Origin of the sequence: Pseudanabaena sp. 'Roaring Creek', assembly GCF_001402795.1 — a bacterium.
GTDB lineage: Bacteria > Cyanobacteriota > Cyanobacteriia > Pseudanabaenales > Pseudanabaenaceae > Pseudanabaena.
Window position 1 is genome coordinate 1 of the sequence record NZ_LIRE01000752.1, and the last position, 19,307, is coordinate 19,307.

Below are 19,307 nucleotides of genomic sequence, written 5' to 3' on the forward strand. Positions count from 1 at the left end.
AAGTAGCTAAGCATAATTAAACTTAAAACCTAGAAGAGCGTACCGCCCGCGTAGCGGGCGGTACGCTCTCTGGTTTGGGTTTTTAATTATGCTTAACTGCTTAACTAGTTTGGCAAGGTTAAAATTCAAAACCAGAGCATAGGCGGACTGCTGTGCCAGAAGCCCGTACTTCAGGTTTTTTAGTTTACTTATGCTTGGCTACTTACAACCTGAATATTTCTTAACACTCTTTTTTCCAAAAATTCCCAATGCGTATCTCTTTGAATTGGCTCCGTGAAATTGTTGACTGCGATCTCTCGCCTCAAGAGCTAGAAGAAAAACTAACGATGGCAGGCTTTGAAGTGGAGTCCATCGAAGACCGCAGGACATGGGCTGAGGGTGTCATTGTCGGTCATATCCTCACCGCCGAGCGCCATCCCAACGCGGATAAGCTGCAAGTCTGTCAAGTTGATATCGGCGCACCCGAACCCTTACAAATCGTCTGTGGTGCGGCAAACGCCAGACAAGGTTTATTTGTTCCCGTAGCTACCATTGGTACCTATTTACCCACAGTCGATCTGAAATTACGACCAACTAAGTTACGGGGCGAACGTTCTGAAGGGATGATTTGTTCGCTGGCTGAGATCGGGCTTGCAAAAGAATCAAGCGGCATCCATGAATTTCCCGATGGCGTTACGGTTGGTGCTGATGTGCGCCCCCTCTTGGGATTGGATGATGCCATCCTTGATGTTACTTCCACCGCGAACCGTGCCGATGCCCTCAGTATGGTCGGGATTGCCCGTGAAGTAGCGGCTCTGTTGGGTAAGGAAGTCCGCTTACCCCTAGCTACTAAAGATTTTCAAATCCCAACTGCCAATTGGGTAACTGTGGAGGATCGGAAATCCTGTCCCGTCTACATCGGCACTTTAATTAAAGGTGTCAAGGTTTCCCCTTCTCCTGAATGGCTGAAGCGACGGATTGAAGCGGCAGGTATGCGCTCTATCAATAACATTGTCGATATCACCAACTATATTTTATTGGAATGGGGACAGCCACTCCATGCCTTTGATGCCGATACATTACAGGAAGGCATCAATATCGGTGTGCGCTTTGCGAAGTCTGGCGAAAAAATCAAAACCCTTGATGATACCGATCGCACCCTTACCAGTCAAAACTTCTTAATTACATCAAGTGACCAACCGATCGCGATCGCGGGTGTCATGGGCGGCGCTGAAACCGAGGTTGGGGAAACCACTACCAATATTGTTTTAGAAGCGGCTCTATTTACACAGGTGACCACAAGGAGATCGGCACGGGCTCAAGGTTTACGCACCGAGGCTTCGGCGCGTTACGAGCGGGGTGTCAATCAAGCAGCGATCGAAGCCGCAACAGCCAAGGCAATTCAGATGATTGTCGACCTCGCAGGTGGCGAAGCGATCGAACAAAGCATTGTCGATGCCAGATCTAAGGAAGTCCGCACCATTGACCTCCGTTTAACCAAAGTATGGCAGATCCTCGGGGAAGTCGATCGCGAAGATGAAAGCGCTCTGCCTTTACTATCAGAAGCCGAAGTCGAACAAACCCTCAGGGTACTATCCTTTGAGCTAGAAAAGCAGCCGATCGAGGAAGGTAGCTATGCAGTCTGGAAAGTAACCGTTCCCCCCTATCGCTATGCCGACATCGAACGGGAAATCGACTTAGTCGAGGAAATTGCGCGGATCTATGGATACGACAAATTTGTGGAAACCCTCCCCGCAAGAACAGAATTTGGATTCCTCTCCGCCGATCAAGAAGGCGGACGAATGATTCGGTCGGCTTTTAGGGCAGTGGGTTTAACGGAAGTCATGCATATGTCTCTATGCAGCCCTACCGATTCCCATCAAGTCAAAATTAATAATCCTGTCGCGATCGAGTATGGAGCACTCCGAGGCGATTTACTCACCAATTTAATCGAATCCTGTGCCTTCAATATCAATCAAGGCAACGGTATTTTGAATGGATTTGAAATCGGTCGTGTATTCTGGCTCGATGAAGCTGGTAGCGATGAAACCGATCGCATTGCAGGAATTTTTGGTGGCGATCCTACCGTCGGAGCGTGGCAGCATGACTCCAAGCCTTTGAATTTCTATGAAGCCAAAGGTTTACTCGATTCGGTTTTCCACAACCTCTCCGTCGCTGTGGAATATCAACCCGATCACAAGGATGACCGCCTCCATCCTGGACGTACTGCTTCATTATGGATTTCGGGCGAACGCCTCGGTACCTTTGGGCAGTTACATCCTCAATTACGCGCCGAGAAGGAACTTCCCGATGAGATTTATGCCTTTGAGCTGGATTTCTATACCTTACTAGATGCCATGATGAAAAAGTCTATTCCGACTTTTCAGACCTTCTCCACCTATCCCAGTAGCGATCGCGATATCGCCTTCTTTGCCCCCCTTAAGTTTACCGTGGCTGATATTAAGCGATCGATTACCCATATCGGCGGCGAACTTCTCGATTCCGTTACTCTTTTCGATCAATATATTGGTACTGGCGTGCCTGAAGGTTCGCGCAGTCTTGCCTTTCGTCTCGTCTATCGAGCTAGCGATCGCACTTTAACCGATGTCGATATCAATCCCGTACATCAAAAAGTACGCGACTTGCTGGAAGAGAAGTTCCAAGCAACCTTAAGAAGCTAAAACATAAGTGGCGGCGCTTAGCGCCGCCACTTATGTTTTAGGCTTTGATTTTGTCCTATTACCCCAAAATTTATGAGTGGCGGCGCTTAGCGCCGCCACTCATAAATTTTTGGGGTTACGCAAACCTTATGTTGCGATCAAAGCGATGATCGCCAATGGCACTGCCTAGATAAATACCATTGGTTTATTTTTTAAGGGAGCAAAAGCCTCCGCATCAAAGCGATAAAGACTGGCAGGACGACCCGCCCCCCGTGAAGTTTTAATACCCGTATCGCTCAAAAAACCTAACTTCAGCAGACGGGTGCGGAAATTAGAATAGTCGGAGAAATTCTCGCCGAGAACGGTGGTATAGAGTTGATAGAGATCGCTGAGGGTGAAGGCTTCGGGCAAAACATCAAAGGCAACTGGACTATACTCTAGTTTATTGCGGAGGCGGCGATGACCATATTCGAGAATGCGATTGTGATCGAAGGCGAGTTCGGGAACTTGATTGACGGGATACCATGCGATGCCGCTAACGCCATCAGCGATGAGTTCGGCTTGAGAGAAGGGCACGAGCGCAAAATAACTAACGGATAAATAGCGCACTGCGTAGCTATCGGGCGCTTCGCGAGGATCGCGTCCGATATCGCCGAAGGTAAAGAGTTGTTCGAGATAGAGATTTTTGGCGCGGATTTTCTCGGAGAGGATGCGATAGGCGGATTCTTCGAGGGATTCACCTTGACGCACGAGGGTTCCTGGCAAGCACCAGCGATCGCGATAGGGTTCGTGTTGACGCATCACCAGTAACACCAATAGGCGATTCTGCTCGGTATCGACGGAAAAGATCACGTTATCGACACCGACCTTGAAATCTGCTAGGGGTTTTTTAGTTACTGTGGTGCGGGACTTGTCTGCCATGCGTAAAGCGACTCTCGTTGGATATATGCTGCGACTGTGGGTATTATGACTGAACTGTTGCCATTGTTGCGATAGTCTGACGAAGAAACGTTAGGTATTGAGGTGGAGTCAGGGGCGATCGCCACTTCCGTGCCCATCTGGACAAGGCGGTCAATATCAATAGCCGCAATGCTTACACCCTGACGAGGGACGACTAGCAGCTTAACTTGATGTAACAAATCTTGGGCGCGATACCATGTGGGCAATTGCCGCACGAGATCTCCACCGATGACGAGGGTAAGGTTGGCATGGGGCAAAATTTGCTTGGCTTTCTCGACGGTATTAATTGTACGCGGATCGCTAAGTTCGGGATGCAAGCCAATCGTTTGCGCAGGTGGTTGGATGGCGGCGATGGTTAGCTCCATCATGGCAAGGCGATCGCTAAGGCTTGCTTGATGGGTTTTGAAGGGGTTGTCCGATACCCAAACGATTGTGCGATCGTAGTGATTATCGAGCCATTGCAAGATCTGTTGATGTCCGATACTAGGCGGATCGGCGCTAGTTCCAAAGAGGGCGATGTTCATTTGCGTGTTTAGGAGAGAAATTCTGGATCGAGGATTTGGGCGATCGTATATGGGCATTCAGTTGGAAATGTCTGTAGAGGCTTCTGTATTTCCTGTGCCGCATCTCTTCGCGCCCGTCGATAGTATTCCTCTATCCATTCTGAATCTAGAAGGAAGCTTTGCAAACTAGGAGTATCTTCTAAACAGTCTTGAATTTTGTCACGACAATTGGAAAGTGTGTTATTCCAACTCGATGCTCTTTTCTCAGGTTGGTACTGACATTTAAGCAAGTGTATTACCAGCACCTGAAAATAGCTACTGAGTTCTTTTTGTTCGCTACGTCCCAATGCTTCTAATTCCTCGATCAAGTTTTTGACATCCAATTCCGCCCAACGACCTTTCTGTAGGTACTCAGCCTGTTGCCGTGTCCATGTTAAGAAGTTTTGTTCATAGTTTGCTACTTTTTCCATAGTCTAGTTGGGTTGCCTGTCTGAAAAGCTATATATGCATGTTAAAGCATTTTTTGTGGCGATCGCCTTTCTCAAGTTTACAAATTAAAGGCGATCGCCAAAATCCTCAAGCCAATCAAAACAGGAATTACACTTACAGCAAGTCTCTAAGTTCATCTCTTATTGGTTCTCGAATTCTAGGCATAGTTCTGCTGCCTCTTGGATACGTTCCATGAGAATATCAAGGGATTTTGCTTGGGTATGGCAGCCTCTCAAGTTGGGAATTGAGGCGACAAAGTATCCATCAGAGTCTTTTTCGATAACTACGTTAAATTCTCTAATCATTTTTGACTAACTCGCTTATCTTGATTTGCCTAAATTGCTTTCAGTTTATTACCTGAGTCTACTATAGGTTAACGAAGTAAAAGCGATCGCCAAAGTTATCAAGTCAGTCAAAGCACCAACAGTTTTTGGAATTGAGTATTTAAAGCAATCCTCGTTTTTTCAGTTTAGCTAGTGCATCGGCAGCAGCTTCTTTTTCTGCATCTTTCTTGTTACGACCTTTTCCTTCACCATAGATTTTGCCATTGACATAGACCTTGGCTAGAAATTCGGGAGCATGAGACATTCCGCCAATCTGTTCAGTTTCGTACTTTGGGGGAGTTATTGCTCCATTTGCTTGCACGAATTCTTGGAGCTTATTTTTAGAATCTATACTAGAGCGAACAACCATGATATCTTTAGGTACAGAATCAAATAGTTTTTCTATTAGAGGACGAAGTACTTCTATATTACGTTTATTATCCAAGTAGTAAGCACCAACAACCGCTTCAAATGTACTGCTTAGAATATTAGGGTTAGTATAACCACCTTCTCTTTTTGCGCCTTCTCCCAAACGGATTCTAAAATCCAGACCAACTTCAGTAGCAAAACGAGCGAGTTGTTTTTCATCCACAAGAGCAGAACGTCTGCGAGTCATTTCGTCTTCTGCCATTTCAGGATTTTGTTCATATAAATATTCCCCACTAATAAAATTGAGAATAGCATCACCAAGAAATTCTAGTCTTTCATTATGTCCAGATTCATCAAAGTTTTCATTCACAAAAGAGCGATGAGTAAGCGCACGACGAAGTAATTTTTCGTCATTAAAAATCAAAAGTTTATGCATTTTTGTTGAGTTTATTTGTTAGGAATATAATTGTCTAAATCAACTAAAACCTAAATATAGAATCTAGGTTTTAGTCAAACAAAAGTTATTTATTAGAGTTGTTTAAAGATGAACTCCTATACTTTTGTGGAGGCGGAAATAGGCTGTTACCACGAGACCTATTACAGCACAAGCAGGCAAGGCGCAAGTTTTCTGGATTATTTGATCCCCCTTTACTTTGAGGGATAAGATGATCAAGAGTTAGCTCATCGAGTGTAAATACATTAGATGAAGAACAATAAGTTCCCCACCAGCAACGCTCGCCAAATCCTAAAACATGAGCAAGTTGATACTTTAGCGCATCTTTTTGCTTCTTAGTCATTTGCTTAGCCATTTCAAAGCACTCCATTAAATTACGGTTTAACGGACTTGAAATATCAAATTGCCAAATATGGGAGAATTATATGCTTAGATAGCATAATCCCTTGATATATTTGACCGTAAACGTCTTAAGCATAATACCTCTATCCCTCAGTCCAGTGCATACTTCAGTATGTTGAACCAATACCTTTGCTAGCTGAACCAGTATCTTTGCCAGAGATACAATCGCTGCTCTACAATCAGTGCTGAGCCAAAATAGTGAAGCTGCACAAAACTGAGAAATTTAGGTGTTATGTATAAGACGAAAATCAAATGGTTGATATTTGTTAGTCTTGATTTATTTAACTACGACTAAATTTATTTGTCAATAGTCTTTTGACAAATAAATTTACTGAATTATTATTTTATTTGTGATGAATAAATTTATAGAATTCTTAGTGAGTTGGGCGATCAGATTTATAAATAGTGCGCTCATATCTAAAAAAGCTCAAGGCAATCTATATTTGAACTATTTCTTAATTCCTGAATTACCTCTACTCCAGAACGTAAAATTTTCTCAATTTGACTTGTGGGAACATTTCCACAGCGCAACCAAATCACCTTAGGAGGAGAACCATACAAACGACTTCTCTCTGCAAAGTCTGCATCTTGAGTCACAATACAGAAGCAGTTATTCTTTGCAAATTCCCATATCTCCGTATCAGTTTTATCTGCCAAATCATGAAACTGAACATGGCTACAGTTTGGGAAAAGGTCAACCAATCTCCCGATGAGCTTACGGCTCAAGTTTTGATCGAATAGTAATCTCACGCAGCACCCACAACAGCCATCAATCTATGTTCCCGATCAGCAGCAAACTCCAAACAAGCCCTGATATCTTGCTCTGTCAATTCTGGGAAATCATCTAAGATTTCAGCATGAGACATTCCAGCCGCCAACCAACCCAAAACATCATATACAGTAATACGCATTCGGCGAATGCAGGGCTTACCACCTCGTTTATCCGCTTCAATTGTAATAATGTTTCGGTAGTTCATATTTGCCTCTTTTAAGCAACAAGTTAGTCAAAGTCTAACACAAGGGAAATGGATGATGCTTATCTATTTCCAGTTTAAGATAATTCAGCAATGCCCCGACTTGCTTTATTTATTAGTCAGGCTTTGCGTTACATATCAACTTTTACAGGAACTGTCTCTGGATTAGGAATATTGCGAACTGCCTGAGGCAAGGACTGTACGGAATTTCGAGTACGTTTTGCGATCGCATCTAAATCATCCAAAGACTTCAAAAGTTCGCCATCGTGCATGATGCATTCTAGTAAAGGTAGCTCGTTAGAATTAGGAAGTTCGGAAATATGGGTGAGGCGATCGCCTGTTATTATTCCATTCTCAAAACTGCGCCAGATCTGTTTGCGACCTGCGATCGATTGTTTCCCGCTTGACTTTTTAGAAACAGGAATATTATCAATTTCCACAAGTTTATAAACTCCATTTACGGGCGCACCTGTCACTAGTTTTGTGCCGATGCCATAGCCATCAATGGGCGCTCCTAACGTCTTGAGTCGAAGAATCTCGGCTTCGTCTATGTCACCGCTCGCAAATATGGCAACATCGGGAAGTAGCGCTTTTACTTCCTGAGAAATTGCGGCAATATCCCCTGAATCAAGGCGAACTCCTTTTACTTGCATCTCCCCAGATCTGACTTTTGCGGCTAGGTTACGGGCAGCAGCGATTGTGTCGAAGGTATCGATTAGGAGAGGGCTATTGGGGAAAACCTGATAGAAAGCGTTAAAGGCTTGGGCTTCACTACCTTCGGTGGCATTCAATGCCATGACTAAGGCATGAGCCATTGTGCCGCTCGGTTGCCTGCCAAGTTTCAGCGCAGCTAGTACGTTAGAAGTAGCATCCATACCTGCGGCGATTGCTGCTCTTGCCGCCCAGAGAGAGGCTTGAGGACTGAAGGCGCGTCTTGTGCCAAATTCTAAGAGGGTAATGCGATCGCCTGCTACATCGCGCATTCTGGCGGCTTTAGTGGCAATCAAGGTTTGATAGTTGATCGCATTTAGGAGATAGGTCTCGACCAGTTGTGCTTGCCAAAGCGGAGCTTCAATTCTTAAAAAAGGTTCGTTCGCAAAGAGTGCTGTTCCTTCTGGTACGGCCCATAGATCGCCTTCAAAGCGGAAGTTAGTTAACAACTCCCAAAAGCGGCGATCGGTATTCGTGAAAATTCCTGTAGCTTGCAAGGCTGCTATTTGCGCGGAAGTGAAATGAAGATTTTGCAAATATTCCACCGCTTGGGCGATTCCCATCGCAATTAAGTAGCCAAATCCTTGGGGAAGACGACGTACGAATAATTCAAAACTAGCCCTCTTGCGATCGCATTTCTCCCGCACGTAGCAGGCACCCATCGTCAATTGATAAAGATCGGTAAGCAGCCCATATTCATCCGTTGCAATATTCAACGTATCGGACTTTAGGCTCACAGCAGGGTTCACAGTTATAGCGCTCATGACTTGAGTGGGGATAGAGGCTTATCCTCTTATTATAGTGGATTTTACCAAAACTGCAAGCATTTTTTATCTGAATAAATTTAAATCAATCAGCTTTTTGTTAAGGTTGAACGCTCAAAAAAGTTATTTATAGCAACGTAAGGTTTGCTTGGAACATAAAACCCTAAAGACGAGTGGTAGCTCGAAGCGCCACCACTCGTCTTTAGGGTTTTGATTTGTCTTAGCTATCTCTTACGTTGCTGTAGATTACCAAAACCTCAATTCAGACATTGGGAAGTATTAACAACTTATAGTAAAAGCAACATTAAATATGGATTTGTTTCAGCAATAAGTACTTGTGCAAAATATAGCTGTCGCCAAGTCTAATAGGACAAAAGAATTGATTGGCGGCGCTTCGCGCCGCCAATCAATTCTTTTGTCCTAAGTCAAGTGACTGTAGCTATAAAAAGGAAGATTGAGTGTGAACTTCCCATTTCCTTTCTTCATAAGCTAATAGAGTTAATTCCTTTGCCTCAAATTCAAAATTAATTTGGCGATCGCTAAATTCTGCCCAAGCAAGATCGAAATTTTCAGGAGTTAAGTCCCGAAAAGCAACGGTCATATGAGGTACAAAGGGTCTCGGAGCATAGGGGTCGACAATCCCAAGATTTTGGGAAAGGGTAGCAGCAAGATCTCCATAGAGCTGCAACAAAGTGGGGCTAGGTACAACATGGATATAAATCACCCGAGGCGGAAAAGCCGCGAACCCCGATAGGTTAATGGCAAAAGGCGATCGCGTTTTGGCAAATTTTTCTAGTTCGATTTGTAATGGCTCTAAGCGATCGCGAGCTAATTCAAAGGGGGGGATGAGCGTGATATGGGGAGGAGCTTTGAGCGCAGCTTGAGAATGATAGCGATCGCTAAAATAATTCTGAATTTGGAGCGCTTCCGTTTGAATTTCCCTAGGCGGCAACAAGGCGATAAAAAATCTTTGGTGCATACTTCGGCTTAGATTAGTGATGTGGGTAACGATCTAAGTAGCTAAGCATAAGTAAACTTAAAACCTAGAAGAGCGTACCGACCGCGGAGCGGGCAGTACGCTCTCTGGTATTGCTTAGTCAGTGATTTAGAGCAGTGAATATAGCAATTGGAAGATCAGGCGAAAGGCTGCCATCACCGCGATCGCGGCAAAACCAGCTACTCCGCAATATTGAAAGATATCTATCCAATTTGGGAAGCTTTGAAACAAGGATTTCATCAAGAATTGACCGCCCCAAACTGCGGCAAAGCTCAATAGGTTTACGAATACAAAGAGATCTTTATTATCCAGAATGGAACTGGTTCTCAGGGCAATAATGCCGATTAACGCGATCGCCAAAGCAATTAGATTGGCAGGAGTGCCTATTGCGGCAACTCCCACGGTTGCGCTTACTTGCCATAGCAACATCGCCTCGACACCGAGCAAAAAAGCAGCCGTAAACTGAATGGGGATCGGAGCCGCCAGCAACCAAGGCGTTTTTGACGACCGCACCGCAGGTTTGGGGATTGGCGGCGTGAAATTGGGCAGAGGCGCAGGCGGCGGCACTTGAATACTCGTCTGATACGTTGGCTTGACTGGAGATGCTGAATTTTGAGGTTGAATATTTTGAGGTTGAATATTAGGATTATTAAGGGCTTGAAGCACCTCTGGGGCTGAAGCCCAGCGATCGTTAGGAGCCGCCGCCAGCATCTTTTGTAAAACTCGATTAAAGTTAGGGCTGAGCTGTACGAAACGGTCCCATTGCCACTTGTTATTATTCACATCAAATAATTCTTCGGGCTCTTGTCCCGTCAGCAAAAAGAGACAAGTTACCCCTAAAGCATAGAGATCGGTTGCAGGAAATACCGTGTCGCCGCGCATTTGTTCGGGTGCGCCATAGCCGGGAGTGAAAATACCCGTAGATCTTTGCCCCTGAGCTGCGCCTGCCACCTGCTTGACCGCGCCAAAATCCAGTAAAAAATAGGTCTGATCGGATTTGCGTACCATGATATTCGCAGGTTTGATATCCCGATGAATCGAGCCCTTTTCATGAATAAATGTCAAAACGGTCAGTAGACTTTGCAGAATCTCTAAAACATCGGCTTCGGCGATCGCCCCATGCTGGGCAACAATTTGCTCTAAAGTAAAGCCATCGACAAATTCCTGAACCAAAAAGAAAAATTCATCCTGCCCCGCCTGCACTTCAAAATAGGCAAGTAAATCAGGAATTTGAGGATGTGTGCCCAAAGCCTCTAGGACTGTTGCCTCGCGCTCAAACATTTGCTTGGCGATTACCATCTGGGAGCTATTCAAACCAACTGGCTGCAGGAGCTTCACCACACAACGTTTCATCGCAGGCGTATAGCGATCACGAGCCAAGAAGGTCGCCCCAAAACCACCTTGAGCGATCGGTTTTTCGACGATATAGCGTCCGCCGAGCAGCAAAGGCATCCCACAGGTCGTACAGAATTTTTGAGCGATCGTTTTTATCGTATTGCCGCTATCGAGATCGGCAAAAGAATTTAGAGGGCTTCGGCAATTCGGGCGCGTGCAATAAATATCCACTGGCTCATCATTAAGTTAGAGATTGACAGATCTTTCGGGTAATCGAGACTTGACACAGACTATCTCAGAAAGATCACAAGTAAACATTTTTGGCATACTGTATTAGAGTCTACCTAAGTTTCTCCCTCCTGCACCCATGAGTTCCAACTTTTTGCATCATCTCAACCCTGCCCAACAAAAAGCAGCAAGCCATCTGCATGGTCCAATGCTGGTAGTCGCAGGGGCAGGCTCAGGGAAAACAAGGACATTGACCTACCGCATCGCCAATTTAATGCTCAATCATAATGTCGCCCCCGAGCAAATCCTAGCAGTGACCTTTACGAATAAGGCAGGCAAAGAAATGAACGAGCGAATTCAATCTTTGTTAACGCAAGAGGTTGCCCAAAGAGAATATGGAAAATCCTTAAGCGAAATTAGTGATTGGGAACAGGATAAGCTCCGTAAGAAAGTTTATAAGCAATATATCAATAGCTTTGCTCAAGATGGGCTTTGGATGGGAACGTTCCATAGTATGTGCTGTCGCATCTTACGCCTTGATATTGATAAGTATAAGGATAGTAATGGTAGAAGCTGGGCAAAGAACTTTTCAATTTTTGACGATTCTGACGCTCAATCCTTAGTCAAAGATATCGTCATCAATCAATTAAATTTAGACGAGAAAAAATTTGAGCCAAGGTCGGTACGTTTTGCGATCGGCAATGCCAAAAACAAGGGATGGACTCCAGAGGAATATGAAAAACAAAGCGATGATTCGTCTTTTCGCAAACGAGCGATCGCCCAGGTTTACAGTCTCTACCAAAATCAACTAGCTACTAATAATGCCCTCGATTTTGACGATTTAATCTTCTTACCAGTGCGTCTATTTCAGCAAAATCCTGAAGTTCTTAAATATTGGCACGATCGCTTTCAGCATATTCTCGTCGATGAATATCAAGATACCAATCGCACCCAATACGATCTCATTCGGTTACTCGCTACGAATAATGCCAGTCAAAGCTGGAGCAATCGTTCCATTTTTGTGGTTGGCGATGCCGATCAATCAATTTATAGTTTCCGTTCAGCAGACTTCACTATTTTAATGGAGTTTCAAGAAGCCTTTGGCGATCGCCTGCCCGATGCTCATACCAAAACGATGATCAAGCTGGAAGAGAACTATCGTTCCGTCGCCAATATTCTTGAACTTGCGAACCAACTGATCGACCATAACTCCCAACGGATTGACAAAATCCTGAAGGCAACTAGACCCGATGGCGACCTGATCGAATTATTTCGCGCCGAGGATGAGGTGGATGAATCGCAGTTCGTCATTGAGCAGATTCGCCGCGTTAAGACCAAGACTCCGAGCGCTAATCTCGGACATTTTGCGATTCTCTATCGCACTAATGCCCAGTCTCGCCCCTTTGAGGAAATGCTGGTGCGATGGAATATCCCTTATAAGGTAGTCGGAGGACTGCGCTTTTACGATCGCAAAGAGATCAAAGACGTTCTTTCCTACTTGCGTTTACTCTCTAACCCCTCCGACACCCTCGGATTGATGCGAATTATCAATGTCCCCAAGCGCAGCATCGGCAAAGCAACCCTCGATAAGCTCCAACAAGCCGCTCAAGAACTCAGCGTGCCGATCTGGGAAATTATCAGCGATGAAACTACGGTCAAAACTCTGGCAGGGCGATCGGCGCGAGGAGTTCTCTCCTTTGTCGAACTAATGCAAAAATGGCAAGCGAAAGTTGCCGTTACCCCTGCCGCCGATATCATTCAGGGAATTCTTGCCGAATCTGGCTATGTCGATGAATTAAAAGCACAGAGTAACGACGAAGCCAACGATCGTATTGCCAACTTACAAGAACTCTATAATGCGGCAGTCCAATTTGCCGAGGAGAATGAAGATGCTTCCCTCGACGCATTCTTAGCGAATGCCGCTCTCGCCTCTAGCCTTGACGATAACAAAGAGAGTGCGGAGAAGGTCACTCTCATGACCCTCCATGCTGCCAAGGGTTTAGAATTTCCTGTAGTATTCCTAGTTGGTTTAGAGCAGGGTCTGTTTCCTAGCTTCCGTTCCATTAACGATCCCATGGCTCTGGAAGAAGAACGCCGTCTCATGTATGTGGGCATCACTCGCGCCCAAGAGAAACTCTTCCTCAGTCACGCTCAAGCCCGTCGTCTCTATGGCAACCGTGAATATGCGATTCCTTCCCAATTCCTAGCTGAGTTGCCGAAAGAATATCTCACAGGGCATGGCATCGATAAATTTATCAGTAAGGCAAGTCAACGTGCCGAAGCTACCAGTATTAAAGGTTCGCTGCGCTCGATGCCCCCCACCAAAGTAAATTCTGTCAAACCCAAACCTCGCATTGATTGGCAAGTAGGCGATCGCGTCATGCACGATAAATTTGGCGAAGGTCAAGTTGCGAATTTGCTCGGTACTGGTGACAAGATGTACTTAGCCGTGTCCTTCTCAGGTCAAGGCAAAAAAATCATCGATCCCAAAATTGCCCCAATTCAGAAAATATAGGTATGGTATAGCCCGTAATTTAGCTACTTATAGCTAACGCCAACTGTATCAGGACATAAAACCAATTCCGAAAATGGCAACGCCATTTTGGGAATCTCAAGACCTTACTGGGTTTGGTGTTTAATTCACAAAAGTGTTGTCACACTTTCGTGAATTGGTATAAAACCCAAGATTGTGTTGTCGCGCTCGGCGCGACAACACAATCTTGGGTTTTAATTTTGTCCTAACAAGACTGGCGGTAGCTATATATGGAGATAAGTTGTTCCAACTGAATTTGGGATTGCCAATGGAGAATATCTTGGAAAAGGGCATTATAACCCTCAGAATTTGGATGCAATCCATCCTCGCTCAAGTGATTATTAATCCAATCTTGTCCCCGACCTTGCCATAGATCGAAAACATCTAAGTAGGGGATATCCCGCAATCGGCAAGCTAATTTCGTGGCTTCCTTATAGCGGAACTGATCTTCATGATTGAAATACATACATCCTAAGAAAGGCATTTTTGACTCATCCACAGGAACCATGCCCACAAATATAACTGGACAGAGATTCTGTGCCTTGTCTAGTAAATTGATAATTTCGAGGGTAAAGCGATCGCTATCGGTCATATTTCGCCCTTGGCGCTTGCCAACCCGTGGCGAGTCATTTACCCCCACCGATAAAATCATCAGATCGGGACGGTTATTGCGAAGCTCTCCCCGCAGTAAAAATTCTTGCTCTAGGCGTTGATTGACCTGTGCTACCGTATCGCCCCTTACGCCTAAGTTATAGAGGACATGGTTAGGAGATGTAGCCATCCATTGTCGTCGTAGCTGCTCGACCCAGCCGCCATTAACAGGATCGCCATAGCCATAGATTAAACTATCACCAAATGCAGTGACCCTGAGTGTTTGGGAGCAGGAGAATAGAGTTGGAGTTCTCAGGAGGTTTAAGGTCGTCATCAAAAATGCGCTCTGAGTAAATAGACGTAAATAGACTAATTGCTTAACAAATCTACATCCAGATTATCGCAACTAAGTAGTTTTACTTACATGGATCTTTAGGATCTTTAGGATCTTTAGCGTGATTTTATTTTGCTACCAAAAAAAGTGGCGGTGCAAAGTACCGCCGCTCTCTTTGATACCAATTCCCAAAAGTGTAGCCACACTTTTGGGAATTAAAAACCAAACCCAGTAAGGGTTTTAAAATCACAAAATGGCGTAGCCATTTTGTGATTTGGTATTAGATGTAATACATAGTTGTTGCGATTTGGCGCTGCCGTTGCCGATCGCAGAGATCTTTAAGCGTGCAGTCATCTAACACATTAGAAGCCGCCTTTTGAGCCAATTCCCACGCTTCCCGAATTACCGCAAGAGATGCGCTCTCACTACCTGATTTACTGCTTTTTTCAGAGATGGGGTCGTAACCTTCTATGCCCCGAATGATTTCTAACAAGCTAATCTCCCAAGGATTGCGGGCGAGAACGTAGCCACCTTTGGCTCCACGTTGGCTTTTGACCAATCCCTGTCGTTTTAAGGTCGCTAGTAACTGCTCTAAATAGCGATCGGGGATATTTTGTTGGTGAGCAATTTGACGAATCTGGAGAGGCTGATCGATCGCAGTATTATTAGCTAGCTCAACCATAGCTAAAATTGCATATTCACTCTTTAAAGAAAGTTCCACAACAGACCGTATTTCTTATTTTAAAGATATTTTATCCTATTGCATTCTATGATACTACGGTATGCCACTGTAAATTTAGAGCAAATATGTAATTCCGAAGAGAATAATGGCACGAAGTGAAGTAATTCTCTCAATCTATAGCTACCGCCAGTCTTGTTCGGACAAAATTAAAACCCAAGATCGTGTTGCCGTGCGATCTTGGGTTTTATGTCCTGATACAGTTGGCGGTAGCTATACAACACTTTATGAGGACAAGGCGGCAGATTTTTCATCGATAAATTGCTCGACGACTTTGATTTTTTCCAGCATTTCATCAATTATTACCGAAATTGCCCCTTGGTCTTGGAGTTCGCCTAATTTTTCGAGCTGGACTGCCAAACTTTGGATTTGTAAAGCCCCAACATTGCCACTAGCTCCCTTAATATGATGAGCCGCACCCATTAATTTAGGCAAATCATCATTAGCGATCGCCTTGCGAATACTTTCTATTCGTTGAGATATATCTTCAATATAAACCCGCAAAACATCAATTTCAAACTCAATATCCCCCTCGGAGATTTGGTGCAAATGGGCTAAGTCAATGGGAGGAATTGGTTGCTGATTCATATTGCTCAAAACTATACAGCACTTGGCTAAGCTCATTTAAGCTTATATCTAGATAAACTACCATAGTATAAAGGCTTAAAATTTAGAATTTACAAGAATTACATTCTATTTAAAGGCGAGTTAAAGTTAATTTAAAATCAATGGCTAGCGCTTAACAGTTAAATTAGATTTTGCACATCCTGCTATGGGGGATTTTCTATACAAAATATCATTCTGATAACAAGAAGTATGTGCTTTTCTATCTATGCCATATCCTCTAACTTTAAAAATGGCGATCGCAATATCGATGCTAGAATAGGCGATAAATGTAAAGATTTGCAAAGCAATCGATTCAAACAAACCCACTAATCCAACTTTATAAGCAACTAAGCATAAATCCAAATTTTAACAAGACGAGTCAAATCGACCATGCGTATCATTTTAATGACAGGAAAAGGCGGAGTTGGTAAAACCTCCGTCGCAGCAGCCACGGGGCTACGCTGTGCCGAATTAGGTTACAAAACGTTAGTTTTGAGTACCGATCCCGCACACTCTCTCGCCGATAGCTTTATGGTCGAGTTGGGACATGATCCTAGAGAAGTCCGACCCAATCTATGGGGAGCCGAGCTAGATGCCTTACGGGAATTGGAAGGAAACTGGGGTGCGGTCAAACGTTATATCAGCGAAGTTCTACAGGCAAGAGGATTAGAAGGAGTTCAAGCGGAAGAATTAGCAATTCTTCCTGGCATGGATGAGATTTTTGGACTAGTAAGGGTCAAACGTCATTATGATGAGAAAGAATACGATGTCCTAGTAATTGACTCTGCGCCTACGGGGACAGCTCTCCGCCTTCTTTCATTACCTGAAGTTGCAGGCTGGTACATGCGGAAATTTTACAAGCCATTGCAGGGGATGGCGCAAGTACTCAGCCCCGTATTTGAACCGATTTTCAAACGAGTCACAGGTTTCTCGCTGCCAAATAAAGAAGTCATGGATGCACCCTATGAATTTTATGAAGAACTAGAAGCGCTAGAAAAAATCCTCACGGACAACACCACCACTACGGTTAGACTCGTGACAAACCCCGAGAAGATGGTGATTAATGAATCCTTGAGGGCGCATTCCTATCTCAGTCTCTACAATGTTGCCACCGATATGGTGATTGCCAATCGCATTATCCCTGAAGAAGTCCAAGATCCATTTTTTAAAGCTTGGAAAGACAATCAAAAGCAATACTGCGAGCAAATTCACCGCGATTTCCATCCCTTACCAATTAAGCAGATCCCTCTCTATGCCGAAGAGATGTGTGGGATCGCAGCCTTAGAACGTCTCAAAGAGACTCTCTATGGCAATGAAGATCCTTCGCAGGTTTACTACAAGGAAAATACCATGCGGGTGGTAGAGGAAAACAAACAGTATCGTTTAGAACTGTATCTGCCAGGAGTACCCAAGGAAAAGATTGAACTAACCAAAACGGGTGATGAGCTAAATATTCGCATTGGCAATCATCGCCGCAATCTAGTCCTACCACAGGCTCTATCGGTTCTCCAAACCGCTGGTGCAAAAATGGAAGACGACTATCTGAAAATCAGATTTTCAACTCCCGTATAGGCTGTAATACCAAATCACAAAATGGCGTAGCCATTTTGTGATTTTAAAACCCTTACTGGGTTTGGTTTTCAATTCCCAAAAGTGTAGCCACACTTTTGGGAATTGGTATAATTCGTTTGCCAGACAAGAAATAGCAGTGCAGGGCTGAGCCCTGCACTGCTATTTCTTGTTTTTATGAGTCTATAGTAAGTATCTAGGTGTAATTAAATATAAAACCCCAAAAGCTGTAGCGCACGCGCAGCGTGCGCTAATCTGGTTTTTAATTAACCCAGCTACTTATTTAACGGGAAGGTATAGCAAGCACATCACTTTTCTAATAGCTCCCGCACAGTATCAAGCAAATCCTCTGGCGCAAAAGGCTTTGCTAAGTAAGCATTCGCCCCCTGTCGCAAGCCCCAATAGCGATCGGCTTTTGTCGTTTTAGCGGAACAAATAATGATATTGATATTCCAAGTTACGGGATTATCTCGCAATCTCCGACAAAGCTCGTAGCCATTCATTTTGGGCATGATCACATCCATAATTATCAGATCGGGATGAAGCAATTCCGTTTGTGCGATCGCTTCAACACCATTACTGGCGATCGCAATCTCAAATTGATTGTTTCTTAGCAGGTTGGCAATCAGCTCTAACTGCATCTGGCTATCTTCCACAACTAAAATCTTCGACATAGTTTTAAACCTCTCATTTCTATGGGCTAATTCTAAGGTTGCGCAATGGATTCCACATGAAGCGTAAGTCCTGAATTTGTTTAGTACTTTAGTCCTATGGGCATTTAGGACTATGGCTACTTGATTGCCAATTCGGAAACGGTTAATCTGGAGAGCATCGTAAGTAGTTCGGCATAATTAAAAAACAAAACCAGCGAGCGTACCGCCCGCGTAGCGGGCGGTACGCTCGTCTAGGTTTTAAGTTTACTTATGCTTAGCTACTTAATATGTTGAGCCTCGCAAATGTATGCCCATGCAAGACAAGGGCAATCCTTTGGAAAACGAACTAGCGATCGCCTAAACCTAGATAGTCAAATCCTATGAAAATCCGCGTTTTACTTGTAGACGATCATCCCTTTATTCGTCGTGCCCTCACCATTTCCCTTGGCGATGAAGTTTGTTTGGAGATTGTGGGTGAAGCGGAAAATGGTAAATTGGCGATCGAGCAGGTGGAAATACTTAAGCCTGATGTTGTGCTCATGGATGTGCAAATGCCTATTATGGATGGCGTAGAGGCAACAAAACAAATATGCGATCGCGCTCCTGACACCAAAATTCTCATACTGACGATCGATGATACAGAAGAATATATTTCTCAAGCCTTAAAGTATGGTGCATCGGGCTATATCCTAAAAAATACGCCACCTGAAGAATTAGCATTTGCGATTCAGGCGGTATATCGGGGTTATATGCATCTAGACTTAACGTTAGGGAGAAAGGCGATCGCAAGGATTCCTGAAGCTACCGAAGTTTCTACAGGTGACTGGTATAAGCTCACGCCTAGGGAACAGCAGATAGTACAGTTAATTGCCACGGGTGCAAATAATGAGGAAATTGCCAATCAGCTTTATATCTCAACCCGAACGGTGAAAAATCATATTACCAATATTCTCAGCCAACTAAATTTGCGGAACCGAACTCAGATCGCCATTTTAGCGACTTCCATCCAAGCCCTAGTATAGCTACAGTCACTTGACTGAGGACAAATCAAACCCCAAGAATTGACTGGCGGCGCGAAGCGCCGCCAGTCAATTCTTGGGGTTTATGTCCTAGTACATTTGGCGATAGCTATAA

Annotated in this window: 19 protein-coding genes; 4 read left to right on the plus strand and 15 right to left on the minus strand. The window is 44.3% G+C overall.

Translation table 11 applies throughout. The features are described from left to right. Positions 1-248: 248 nt before the first annotated feature. The gene (gene pheT / locus AC805_RS22870) at positions 249-2,660 is read left to right on the plus strand and encodes a phenylalanine--tRNA ligase subunit beta (RefSeq protein WP_055077545.1); all 2,412 of its coding nucleotides are present in this window, start codon (positions 249-251) and stop codon (positions 2,658-2,660) included. Positions 2,661-2,825: 165 nt separating this feature from the next. On the opposite strand, the gene AC805_RS22875 is transcribed toward pheT, so the two are convergent. The 11 genes from AC805_RS22875 to AC805_RS22910 all read right to left on the minus strand — a co-directional run bounded on the left by AC805_RS22875 (position 2,826) and on the right by AC805_RS22910 (position 11,151). Continuing rightward, a complete protein-coding gene (locus AC805_RS22875) occupies positions 2,826-3,560 on the minus strand; it encodes an NrtR DNA-binding winged helix domain-containing protein (RefSeq protein WP_055077546.1) in 735 nt (244 codons plus the stop codon). Then, on the minus strand, positions 3,533-4,123 hold the full coding sequence (locus tag AC805_RS22880) for a nicotinate-nucleotide adenylyltransferase (RefSeq protein ID WP_055077547.1): 591 nt from the start codon (positions 4,121-4,123) through the stop codon (positions 3,533-3,535). The genes AC805_RS22875 and AC805_RS22880 overlap by 28 nt, the downstream gene beginning before the upstream one ends. Positions 4,124-4,131: 8 nt before the next feature. Then, positions 4,132-4,572, minus strand: a complete 441-nt coding sequence (locus AC805_RS22885; protein WP_055077548.1) for a DUF29 domain-containing protein — start codon at positions 4,570-4,572, stop codon at positions 4,132-4,134. A gap of 159 nt (positions 4,573-4,731) precedes the next feature. After that, entirely contained in the window at positions 4,732-4,896 is a 165-nt protein-coding gene (locus AC805_RS25035) for a type II toxin-antitoxin system HicB family antitoxin (protein ID WP_072143729.1), read from the minus strand. A gap of 139 nt (positions 4,897-5,035) precedes the next feature. Beyond that, positions 5,036-5,719 carry a ribonuclease III gene (rnc, locus tag AC805_RS22890; protein WP_055077549.1) on the minus strand — a complete coding sequence of 228 codons (684 nt, stop codon included), beginning with the start codon at positions 5,717-5,719 and terminating at the stop codon, positions 5,036-5,038. An 85-nt stretch (positions 5,720-5,804) separates the two neighbouring features. Next, entirely contained in the window at positions 5,805-6,092 is a 288-nt protein-coding gene (locus AC805_RS25040) for an HNH endonuclease (protein ID WP_231664232.1), read from the minus strand. Positions 6,093-6,556: 464 nt separating this feature from the next. Further along, entirely contained in the window at positions 6,557-6,889 is a 333-nt protein-coding gene (locus AC805_RS25045; protein ID WP_072143731.1) for a DUF5615 family PIN-like protein, read from the minus strand. Continuing rightward, on the minus strand, positions 6,886-7,116 hold the full coding sequence (locus AC805_RS22895) for a DUF433 domain-containing protein (RefSeq protein ID WP_055077550.1): 231 nt from the start codon (positions 7,114-7,116) through the stop codon (positions 6,886-6,888). The genes AC805_RS25045 and AC805_RS22895 overlap by 4 nt, the downstream gene beginning before the upstream one ends. Before the next feature lie 128 nt (positions 7,117-7,244). Further along, positions 7,245-8,588, minus strand: coding sequence for a nicotinate phosphoribosyltransferase (locus AC805_RS22900; protein WP_055077551.1), 1,344 nt, complete (start codon positions 8,586-8,588; stop codon positions 7,245-7,247). Positions 8,589-9,027: 439 nt separating this feature from the next. Then, the gene (locus AC805_RS22905; RefSeq protein ID WP_055077552.1) at positions 9,028-9,567 is read right to left on the minus strand and encodes a 2'-5' RNA ligase family protein; all 540 of its coding nucleotides are present in this window, start codon (positions 9,565-9,567) and stop codon (positions 9,028-9,030) included. Positions 9,568-9,693: 126 nt separating this feature from the next. Further along, positions 9,694-11,151, minus strand: coding sequence for a serine/threonine-protein kinase (locus tag AC805_RS22910; RefSeq protein WP_055077553.1), 1,458 nt, complete (start codon positions 11,149-11,151; stop codon positions 9,694-9,696). Between the two features lie 136 nt (positions 11,152-11,287). Between AC805_RS22910 and pcrA the strand changes: the two genes are divergently transcribed. After that, a complete protein-coding gene (gene pcrA, locus AC805_RS22915; protein WP_055077554.1) occupies positions 11,288-13,663 on the plus strand; it encodes a DNA helicase PcrA in 2,376 nt (791 codons plus the stop codon). 223 nt (positions 13,664-13,886) lie between these two features. On the opposite strand, the gene AC805_RS22920 is transcribed toward pcrA, so the two are convergent. The 3 genes from AC805_RS22920 to AC805_RS22930 form a co-directional block, all read right to left on the minus strand. Beyond that, positions 13,887-14,606 carry a GDSL-type esterase/lipase family protein gene (locus AC805_RS22920; RefSeq protein ID WP_055077555.1) on the minus strand — a complete coding sequence of 240 codons (720 nt, stop codon included), beginning with the start codon at positions 14,604-14,606 and terminating at the stop codon, positions 13,887-13,889. Between the two features lie 280 nt (positions 14,607-14,886). Next, positions 14,887-15,327, minus strand: a complete 441-nt coding sequence (locus AC805_RS22925; RefSeq protein WP_055077556.1) for an Rrf2 family transcriptional regulator — start codon at positions 15,325-15,327, stop codon at positions 14,887-14,889. 243 nt (positions 15,328-15,570) lie between these two features. Then, positions 15,571-15,933 (minus strand): Hpt domain-containing protein, encoded by a 363-nt coding sequence (locus AC805_RS22930; protein ID WP_055077557.1) that lies wholly within the window; start codon positions 15,931-15,933, stop codon positions 15,571-15,573. A gap of 408 nt (positions 15,934-16,341) precedes the next feature. Here AC805_RS22930 and AC805_RS22940 point away from each other — a divergent pair, with 408 nt between their 5' ends. Beyond that, positions 16,342-17,523 (plus strand): TRC40/GET3/ArsA family transport-energizing ATPase, encoded by a 1,182-nt coding sequence (locus tag AC805_RS22940; protein ID WP_055077559.1) that lies wholly within the window; start codon positions 16,342-16,344, stop codon positions 17,521-17,523. Between the two features lie 305 nt (positions 17,524-17,828). Here AC805_RS22940 and AC805_RS22945 read toward each other — a convergent pair whose 3' ends face one another. Then, positions 17,829-18,194, minus strand: a complete 366-nt coding sequence (locus AC805_RS22945; protein ID WP_055077560.1) for a response regulator transcription factor — start codon at positions 18,192-18,194, stop codon at positions 17,829-17,831. A 359-nt stretch (positions 18,195-18,553) separates the two neighbouring features. Here AC805_RS22945 and AC805_RS22950 point away from each other — a divergent pair, with 359 nt between their 5' ends. Beyond that, complete coding sequence (locus tag AC805_RS22950) at positions 18,554-19,195, plus strand: response regulator transcription factor (protein ID WP_055077561.1); 642 nt, start codon at positions 18,554-18,556, stop codon at positions 19,193-19,195. Positions 19,196-19,307: the final 112 nt, after the last annotated feature.

Coding starts and splice junctions, on each gene's coding strand:
- pheT (WP_055077545.1), top strand. CDS start 249: ATGCGTATCTCTTTGAATTGGCTCCGTGAAATTGTTGACTGCGATCTC.
- AC805_RS22875 (WP_055077546.1), bottom strand. CDS start 3,560: ATGGCAGACAAGTCCCGCACCACAGTAACTAAAAAACCCCTAGCAGAT.
- AC805_RS22880 (WP_055077547.1), bottom strand. CDS start 4,123: ATGAACATCGCCCTCTTTGGAACTAGCGCCGATCCGCCTAGTATCGGA.
- AC805_RS22885 (WP_055077548.1), bottom strand. CDS start 4,572: ATGGAAAAAGTAGCAAACTATGAACAAAACTTCTTAACATGGACACGG.
- AC805_RS25035 (WP_072143729.1), bottom strand. CDS start 4,896: ATGATTAGAGAATTTAACGTAGTTATCGAAAAAGACTCTGATGGATAC.
- rnc (WP_055077549.1), bottom strand. CDS start 5,719: ATGCATAAACTTTTGATTTTTAATGACGAAAAATTACTTCGTCGTGCG.
- AC805_RS25040 (WP_231664232.1), bottom strand. CDS start 6,092: ATGGCTAAGCAAATGACTAAGAAGCAAAAAGATGCGCTAAAGTATCAA.
- AC805_RS22895 (WP_055077550.1), bottom strand. CDS start 7,116: ATGAACTACCGAAACATTATTACAATTGAAGCGGATAAACGAGGTGGT.
- AC805_RS22900 (WP_055077551.1), bottom strand. CDS start 8,588: ATGAGCGCTATAACTGTGAACCCTGCTGTGAGCCTAAAGTCCGATACG.
- AC805_RS22905 (WP_055077552.1), bottom strand. CDS start 9,567: ATGCACCAAAGATTTTTTATCGCCTTGTTGCCGCCTAGGGAAATTCAA.
- pcrA (WP_055077554.1), top strand. CDS start 11,288: ATGAGTTCCAACTTTTTGCATCATCTCAACCCTGCCCAACAAAAAGCA.
- AC805_RS22920 (WP_055077555.1), bottom strand. CDS start 14,606: ATGACGACCTTAAACCTCCTGAGAACTCCAACTCTATTCTCCTGCTCC.
- AC805_RS22930 (WP_055077557.1), bottom strand. CDS start 15,933: ATGAATCAGCAACCAATTCCTCCCATTGACTTAGCCCATTTGCACCAA.
- AC805_RS22940 (WP_055077559.1), top strand. CDS start 16,342: ATGCGTATCATTTTAATGACAGGAAAAGGCGGAGTTGGTAAAACCTCC.
- AC805_RS22945 (WP_055077560.1), bottom strand. CDS start 18,194: ATGTCGAAGATTTTAGTTGTGGAAGATAGCCAGATGCAGTTAGAGCTG.
- AC805_RS22950 (WP_055077561.1), top strand. CDS start 18,554: ATGAAAATCCGCGTTTTACTTGTAGACGATCATCCCTTTATTCGTCGT.